Source organism: Streptococcus sp. 10F2 (assembly GCF_054331515.2).
In genome coordinates, this window is the sequence record NZ_JBTGGE020000059.1 from 1 (window position 1) to 8,127 (window position 8,127).

The 8,127-nt window shown below is 37.4% G+C and carries 6 protein-coding genes; all 6 read left to right on the forward strand.

From position 1 onward, the window contains the following. The first annotated feature begins 137 nt into the window (after window positions 1-137). The 6 genes from ACXM1Q_RS08145 to ACXM1Q_RS08170 all read left to right on the forward strand — a co-directional run bounded on the left by ACXM1Q_RS08145 (window position 138) and on the right by ACXM1Q_RS08170 (window position 7,859). Window positions 138-299, forward strand: a complete 162-nt coding sequence (locus tag ACXM1Q_RS08145; RefSeq protein WP_458517639.1) for an LPXTG cell wall anchor domain-containing protein — start codon at window positions 138-140, stop codon at window positions 297-299. Between the two features lie 51 nt (window positions 300-350). Next, a complete protein-coding gene (locus ACXM1Q_RS08150) occupies window positions 351-3,536 on the forward strand; it encodes an SspB-related isopeptide-forming adhesin (protein ID WP_458517640.1) in 3,186 nt (1,061 codons plus the stop codon). A 106-nt stretch (window positions 3,537-3,642) separates the two neighbouring features. After that, complete coding sequence (locus tag ACXM1Q_RS08155) at window positions 3,643-4,065, forward strand: single-stranded DNA-binding protein (protein ID WP_458517641.1); 423 nt, start codon at window positions 3,643-3,645, stop codon at window positions 4,063-4,065. 64 nt (window positions 4,066-4,129) lie between these two features. Then, window positions 4,130-4,366, forward strand: coding sequence for a hypothetical protein (locus ACXM1Q_RS08160; protein WP_458517642.1), 237 nt, complete (start codon window positions 4,130-4,132; stop codon window positions 4,364-4,366). Window position 4,367: 1 nt separating this feature from the next. Continuing rightward, window positions 4,368-7,253, forward strand: coding sequence for a VirD4-like conjugal transfer protein, CD1115 family (locus ACXM1Q_RS08165; RefSeq protein ID WP_458517643.1), 2,886 nt, complete (start codon window positions 4,368-4,370; stop codon window positions 7,251-7,253). A 129-nt stretch (window positions 7,254-7,382) separates the two neighbouring features. Then, window positions 7,383-7,859: a lipoprotein gene (locus ACXM1Q_RS08170; protein ID WP_458517644.1), complete on the forward strand. Its 477-nt coding sequence runs from the start codon at window positions 7,383-7,385 to the stop codon at window positions 7,857-7,859. Window positions 7,860-8,127: the final 268 nt, after the last annotated feature.

Below are 8,127 nucleotides of genomic sequence, written 5' to 3' on the forward strand. Positions count from 1 at the left end.
TGTTTCCATTATATCATACAACTGCATACAACACAAACAAAATCTAACGAGAGCTTTAAAAAAATCCAGTTCTATCAAGTAATTGAACTGGATCGGCTACAACATAAACTGATAAACTCGGGATTTCAACTAAAGGGATGTCAGATAATCACCAAGAAGAAAGTTCCAATGAAACTCTTCCTTCAACTGGTGAAAGAGATTCTCAATTAGGGTTGGCTGGACTTGGTATGATGAGTATTTTAGGACTTGTTCAGCTGAAAAAAAAGAAAATCAACAACTATCTAAACGAATTTATCTGACCTGAGCAAGTCATAAAAAGGCTAAGAAAGAATTTTAAAAAGGAGATTTAAATGAACTCACAAACAAAAGGTCACGGATTTTTCCGTAAATCAAAAGCATATGGTTTGGTATGTGGTATTTCACTTGCTGGAGCTTTGGCTTTCGGTAGCACAAGTCAGGTTTCCGCTGATGAAGTTGCAACAACACCAGTAGAACCAACTACTGCTGTCGTAACAACGAATAACCCAGCTACAAATCTTGTAGAAGCTCAACCAGAAGCTCCACAAGCAAATGTAGATATGGCTAATCAAGCTGGTACCCAGACAGGAGCTTTGGTATCAGAAGTCACTTCGCAAGAACTGAATACAGCTGTTGAAGATGCTAAAAATGCAGGAGTTGAAGCTTCACAAGGTGCTGAAGTCACACATGATTCTCTTGAAAAAGCAAATACAGATCTTGCAAGCCAAACTAAGTCAGTAGAAGAAGCTGCTGCTAAGAAGGAAGCAAATACAGCTGCTATTGAAAATGCTAAGGCTGAGAATATTAAAATTGATGCAGAAAATAAAGCTGAAGCAGATCGAATCGCAAAAGAGAATGAGTCTGAGAAGCAAGCAGTTGAACAACGAAATGCTCAAGCAAAACAAGAAGCAGATACTGAAAATGCGAAACTAAAAGCAGAGTATGAGTCTCAACTTGCAAAAGCTCAAGAAATTGTGGAACAAAACAAGGAAATTGCAGCACGTAATAAAGCAGCTCAAGAAAAAGCCGAAGCTACAAATGCTCAAAAGAAAGCAGAGTATGATCGACTATTAGCTGCTTACGAGAAGGCATTGGGTGATCGTGGTAAATCGGAAGCAAATAATGTTCAATTTGATGGTTATGGGGTTTCTGAGACCTTGGAAGGATTTGGGCAACGAACAACAGATGTGGTTACAGTTGATTCCGAAGGTAATTTTGTTATTCGTGAGCCACAAGCCGACACAGATGGGGTCTTTGCCAATACTAAAGTTACAGGTAAACTGAATTATACATTGAGCTATGATGAGGCTACAAAGAAAGCCATTGCTAAGATTACAGGAGTTAGCCTAAATTCTTGGCAGCTGGATCTTATCCGACCTACGACAGCAGTAGATCGTAATATCAGTGCTTCTTATAAAGATCTAGCTGGCAATGTTCTCTATAGTCGGAACTTTGATGGGCTCTCTTCAATTGGTGTTGAGAATATCGGTAAGAGTTTTGCATTAGATAAAGAAATTATTTTATCAGATGGTGAAACCTCTTCTGAGTTGATGTTTTTGAAAACAGAGCCACGTTGGGTCATTTCTGCCCCTTCTTCTCTTTTTGCGACATTGACCTATCATGCATCTGATATGCCTGCTAAGCCACAAGAGCCAACATTAGAAACTGTAACGCCTGAGCCTGAGAAAGAAGTACCAGCGGTAGCAGAACCAGAATATGTGAGTCCAGTTATTGTAACTTTCACTCCTAAAACACCAACCGTTAAACCTCACGTACCAGTTCCTGAAGTGGAAATGGTTAAGGTTGAAGTGCATCCAGTTCTGGTAAAACAAACACCAGCTAACGTGAAGGCTGTTGTGAATGAAGATGGTGTATCTGTAGATGGGGAACTTGTTCCCAAAGGTTCAACTGCTACTTGGGAATTGAAGAATGCTTCTCTTGAAGCAGGTCGTCAGGAAGTTACTTCTTATGTGATGGATGATCCAGCTCCAGCTCATTTCTTGGTTGATATGGATGCAACCAAAGAGAAGAATGCTGGTGCATGGGTTGTTACAATGGATGAAGAAGGTAAACTACAATTTGTAGCTACTGATCTGACTCTTGGTGTCCTAAATGCTAATCGCTCTCAAAACGTAAATGTTCCAGTTGCCTATTTTGTAGGATCACCTCAAAATGATGGTGGAACTTATCAAAACACTTTCACAACGACAGTAAAAACTCCTAAGGGTGAATATAAGGTTGTTTCAAATACTCCAGTTATCTACACACCAGGGAATGATCCAGAGAATCCACGGAAAACTCCAAATGGTGAAGATCCAACACCAAATGATAATTTGATTCAACCGAAGAAGGATGTGATTGATCCAACAACAGGGAAATCAATCAATGGTCAATCCGTTCTTCCAAATTCTGACTTAAACTATGTGTTAACTCAAAACTTTGATCAGTACAAAGGGATGGAAGCATCGAAGGATTCAATTGCCAAAGGTTTCATCTATATTGATGATTATTTGGATGAAGCACTTGATGGTCAGTCAATGAAAGTAGATTCTATCAAGGCAGCAAATGGCGATGATGTTCGTGAATTACTTGATATGTACCATGTGCTTTCTCAAGATGCTCTTGATGAAAAACTTCAAGCAATTGTTAAAGAATCAGGTATTTCTCCAGTTGGCGAATTCTATATGTGGGTAGCCAAAGATCCACAAGCTTTTTATCAAGCTTATGTTCAAAAAGGATTGGACATTACCTACAATCTATCCTTCAAGATTAAAGAAAGCTTTACTGAAGGAGATATTACAAATGGTACTTACCAAATCGATTTTGGAAATGGTTATTATTCTAATATTGTCGTAAATAACCTTCCGAAAATGGAAGTTCATAAGGATGTTCTTGATAAGCAGGACGGTCAGTCAATCAACAATGGTACAGTGGGTCTTGGTGAAGAAGCAACTTATCGTCTTGAAGGCTGGGTAGTTCCAACAAATCGTGCCTATGATCTCTATGAATATAAGTTTGTAGATCAGCTTCAGCACACTCATGATATGTTCTTGCGTGATTCGGTAGTTGCTAAAGTTGATTTTAAATTGTCAGATGGAACAGTGATTGAAAAAGGATCAGATTTATCTAAGTATACTGAGGTTAAATATAACGAAGAAACTGGTCTTTACGAATTGGCTTTCAAGGAAGATTTCTTGAAACAAATTCCACGTGATTCTGAGTTTGGAGCAGATGTATTCCTTGTAGTGAAGCGGATTGCGGCAGGTGAAGTTGAGAACCAATACACACTGTATGTCAATGGTAATCCAGTTAAATCAGAGATTGTTCGGACTGTTACACCAGAACCTGAAAAACCAGTAGTTCCAGCTGAACCAGTTACTCCAGAAGCTCCAAAAGGAGCAGCAGCTAAGGCTCTTCCAAATACTGGAACAGAGGCTTCAGTAATGAGTTTGGTCGGTGCTTTAATGGCAGGATTGACTTCTGCAGGTGCATTCGTTACAAAACGGAAACGTCAGTAAGTATAGATTTACTTCAGAAGGATCTATATTGTAAATAGACTAGTTGACCACAAGAAATGCTGTTTGGTGATTTCTTGTGGTCTTTATTATCGAAGGGGGAAAGAAAATGCAAGAATTTATTGCCTATGGACGTGTAGCTGATGTTCCAGCTGATGCAGTTGGAAAAACGGGAAATGGTCATGTCAGTTTTAAGTTTGAATTTGTCTGTAATTCCAGTTTAAGAGATGAGAATGATGTAGCGATTCCAAGTTATTTTCATGTTCAAGTTTATGGAAAACAGGCAGAAGTGATGGCACAGAGTCTTGTAAAAGGATCGCCAATTCTAGTAAAAGGGGAAATGATTCAAAAACCTTATCTCAATAAAGCGGGTAAAAAGAGAATTTATCAGTATCTTCTTCCTAGTAAACAAGGGGGAATAACGTTTTTAGAAAGTAAGGCAGCAGCTGATAAACGCAGACAAGAGCAGATGTCTCATTCTTATTCTAATCCTGCTATTCCTGATTATTTAGATGCAGAGGAACCATTTTAAAAAGTAGTAAGCATACACACTAAGTTATATAACTTAGTGTGTATGCTGTAGAAAGGGTACAAGAATGAAAGGACAATCATATGCTTTATCGGATGATCTAATAGCGGATTCACTCCAAATTGAAAATTACTTACATCAAGTCAAAGATAGTCGGCTTGAAACTGTACGTTTGGGAGTTGAGGAAGTTATCAATTCTTATCTAAAACGCTATTCACTTGCATCACCTGAAGTACAGTTTCAAGTGTTTCTTTTTTCAACATTCTATGGTGAGAAGGTTGAGCGTTACTTGAAGGGAGGTTAGAATGTTAGTGAATCGATGGCAAAAGAAAGCTAACCTGAAATTTTTCAAAAGAATTATTTATAGTAGTTTTGCTTATTTTTTCTTAATATTTGGAAATGTGCTCCTACGATGTATCTATTGGATTCCATTTGTAAAACGGGAGCGTAAACGATTTGAAAAAGAGGTAAAACCTATTCTACACTTTAGAACTTTTTGGAGTTTTCTTGGAATGGGGCTGGGGTTTAGTTTGATAGCTCTTCTCTTTACCAATTACTTTGTGACTGTTTTAAGAGCCTGTATTCGTTTCATTTATCTATCATTGCTGACGATTCGGGATTCCAGTCAAGTGGTTATTTTTGATTTAGATAGTCTCTTGCTTCAAAATCTATTTAATATTGGAGTATTTAGAATTGCCCCTATCTTAGCGATTCCTATCTTTTTAGTTGGACTAGTAATTGCTTGGAGATCTGCTTGGGTTAATTTTGAGCAGTATCGCGATTATAATCATAACGAAGAAGGAGATGATCGATTTGCGACTGTAAAAGATGTTCATAGGCAATATAAGAAAGTTCCTAATAAAGCAGAAGGATTTAAGGGAGAAGGGGGAGTACCTGTTCTTCATGAAACAAAGAAAAATCTTGCAGGATGGACTTTGGGTGCTCAGATGATGTGGCAAAATCGAAAGATCAGTTCTTATATAACTTGGGCTGAAAGAATCCTAGGGCTAGATATGAAATCATCAGGATCCTATTTTATTGATGATAGCACTACAAATATGTTAGGGATTGGTATGACTCGGTCAGGGAAAGGTGAAGGGCATATCGCTCCAACGATTGAAATGAATAGTAGGGCTGAAAAACAGCCTTCAATGATTATTGGAGATCCAAAAGGCGAGCACTATCAATCTTCCTATAAAACCATGCGAGCACGAGGATATGATGTCAATGTTCTGTCTTTTCAAAATATGGACTGGTCTATGTCTTATAATCCGCTAGCTTTAGCAATTGATGCCGCTAAAAGGGGTTACTATGAAAAGACACAGACCAGGGTCAATGCAGTAGCAGAGGCTATCTATCGTAAAACAAAACCAGGGGTAGGAAATGGAAATGCCAAGTATTGGGAAGATACCTCTATTTCACTTTTTAATGCGATTGCAATGGCCTTGATTGATCGTGCCAGCGAGGCTTTTAAAAATGGTGAAGAAGATGCCTGGGATACAGTTACCATTCGGAATATTGCTAAATTCCTAACAGATTTAGGTTCTGAGGAAGTCTTTGTGGATGATTACGGAACCATCATTGAGAATCCTAGCCGTGATCAATACGTTAAGAAAAAGTCAAAAATTACCGTCTATTTTGATAATTTGAGAAAAATTAATCAGAAGCAGTTTTCTAAATTTAGAGATATGGCTGATTTGAATTTTCGCTCATCGGACTTTGCTTCAGAAGAAACAAAAGGGAATGTGTTTTCCAGTATGATGTCTGGGATCAATCTCTTTTTACAAGACAATATTGCTAAATTAACTTCTAAGAACTCTATTGATCTGGAATCGGTTGGATTTCCTCGGAGGCTAACCATTAAATTCCGTTCAAGTTCTAATACAGCTGTTCAAAATGACTTTGCTCATAAAACGGCTAAGATTAGTATCTATAGTCCAGCTATGGGGATCGGCAAGGCAAAATATTATGTCAGTGAAGCTACAGCTTTGGTAGATGGAGAAGGTTATCTAAACTATGTCATAGGGCCCAAACTTCCCAATAAGTTTATCGTCTTGGTCAACTTTGATCATGAAAATAATGGGATTTCTGTTATTAGGGAGCAGCGTTTCCAATTTTCAGCTGAGAAACAGTTTAAAAAAGAGGGCTCGGATTTCGTATTAGATCCATATACTGGTAAGCCTATTCTAGATTATATTCAAGTTGATCAGGTGGAACAGGGAGAGCAAGAATTGCTGGGAGTAGAGGATATTGAATTTATTTATTCCGATAATCCCAAAGTTATCTATTTGGTAACTCCTCCCAATCGTACTGAGTATAATAGTTTGATTTCTCTTTTTCTCGATCAACTCTTTAATGCAAATTATGAGCTAGCTTTATCCAATGGTCGTAAATGTGTTAATCGGATTTTACATGTGTTGGATGAGTTTACCAATGTACCTGCTATTCCCCATATGGATACTAAAATTTCAATTAGTCTTGCCCAAAATATTTTGTATTATCTTTGGATTCAAAATTTAGAGCAACTGATTGATAAGTATGGTGAAAATACAGCAAAAACAATTCAGGACAACTGTTCGCTTCAAATTTATGTCAAATCTACTTCCGCAAAAACTAATGAAGCTTTTAGTAAGGCTTTAGGAACTCGAACTATTACAAGGCGGAGACGGTCAAGTAATATTCTTGATGAAGCCAATCCCAACGTCTCTATAGATAGTGCAAGACAAGAACTCCTAACTCCTACCCAACTGGCCAAACTCCAAGAAGGAGAGGCGGTTATCCTACGTGGGGTGAAAGCTAGGGATAGATCGGGACGAAAGGTGACGACAGATCCAATTTTTCTACATGAGAAAACTAGCCTTCCGTATCGCTACATGTTCCTTCAAAATGAGTTTGATCATGATATGAGCCTAGCGGATATTCCAGTTGAAAGTCAGCATAGAGAGCTTGATTTACAGGATATTGCAGTAGAGGCTGCTTCTACTTTTGATAACATCATTGATTGGCGGCTTGCTTTGGAAAGTCGTCTGCAGACCAATGGAGAGCAACCGAAACTAGCAACTCGCAAAAAGTTGACCCCAAGTATTCGTAAGGGACAGTTTACTTCCACAAGTGAATTAATGAGTGCAGCGATTGCAGCAGTGCTTGATGATGAAGATGAGTATGGTTTGTTTGCGGATGATGTGGTATAAATTCCTGACTATTTAGGTATATAAGAGAATATCTAAAAATTGATGTTGAAATGGAAAAAAGACTTGTTTCATGAAAGCGTTTTTTGATATACTGATATTGTTAAAATCGGAGAGGAGATTATTGGAGATATGAAAAGAGTAGTTGGTTTAATTTTGCTTGGTTTCTCTTTATTTTTTCTGGCAGCCTGTGGTCCAAAAACTCCTGAAGAAATTATTAAAACAGAACTCAAAGATAGCTATGTAGGGTATTCAAATTCTAAAAGTTATCAAGGGCTAATGTTTATTGAGGGGGGAGATACTCTCGCTTTTAATAAAAAAGAAAACAGTATTTCAAATTCTAATGGGAAAAAGATTTATTTTTCAGTGATTTCTGAAGATGATATTCCATCTGCTACAAAAGGAGTTATTACTAGTCTTGAATCTTATCTCAAAGGAACAGATAATTTTACAATTATTACAAGTAGAGATAAAAATCCAACCATTAAAGATTCAGAAGGTGCTTATCAACTAGCCCTGTCTGATGGTGGACAAACAATTCGGATTTTTGAGCTGAGCAGAAGTCCTAGAAGTTATGGTTATTATGATTTCTCAGGCAAAAGTGAATAATAAGAAGAAGTCTCACTAGTGAGGCTTTTTCTATTGGTACTGACTTGTCCCCTTAACCCACAAATTTCTATTATCTCTTATGATAAAGCTAGAATAGCGGAAAGTGGGTGTAAATATTGATCTATGATACATATTCGGATTTAGTTATAGTCATTTAGTTTTTAAATAGTATGTTATTGCATCAGTTATAGAGTCCATTTTACGAAGTAATTCTGTAACTGATTTTTTTAAAATAGCCCAGCTTTTTTCAATAGGATTTAATTCTGGA

Excerpts from the sequence above, each read along its gene's own strand:
- ACXM1Q_RS08150 (WP_458517640.1), top strand. The coding sequence starts at position 351 with ATGAACTCACAAACAAAAGGTCACGGATTTTTCCGTAAATCAAAAGCA.
- ACXM1Q_RS08155 (WP_458517641.1), top strand. The coding sequence starts at position 3,643 with ATGCAAGAATTTATTGCCTATGGACGTGTAGCTGATGTTCCAGCTGAT.
- ACXM1Q_RS08170 (WP_458517644.1), top strand. The coding sequence starts at position 7,383 with ATGAAAAGAGTAGTTGGTTTAATTTTGCTTGGTTTCTCTTTATTTTTT.
- ACXM1Q_RS08145 (WP_458517639.1), top strand. The coding sequence starts at position 138 with ATGTCAGATAATCACCAAGAAGAAAGTTCCAATGAAACTCTTCCTTCA.
- ACXM1Q_RS08165 (WP_458517643.1), top strand. The coding sequence starts at position 4,368 with ATGTTAGTGAATCGATGGCAAAAGAAAGCTAACCTGAAATTTTTCAAA.
- ACXM1Q_RS08160 (WP_458517642.1), top strand. The coding sequence starts at position 4,130 with ATGAAAGGACAATCATATGCTTTATCGGATGATCTAATAGCGGATTCA.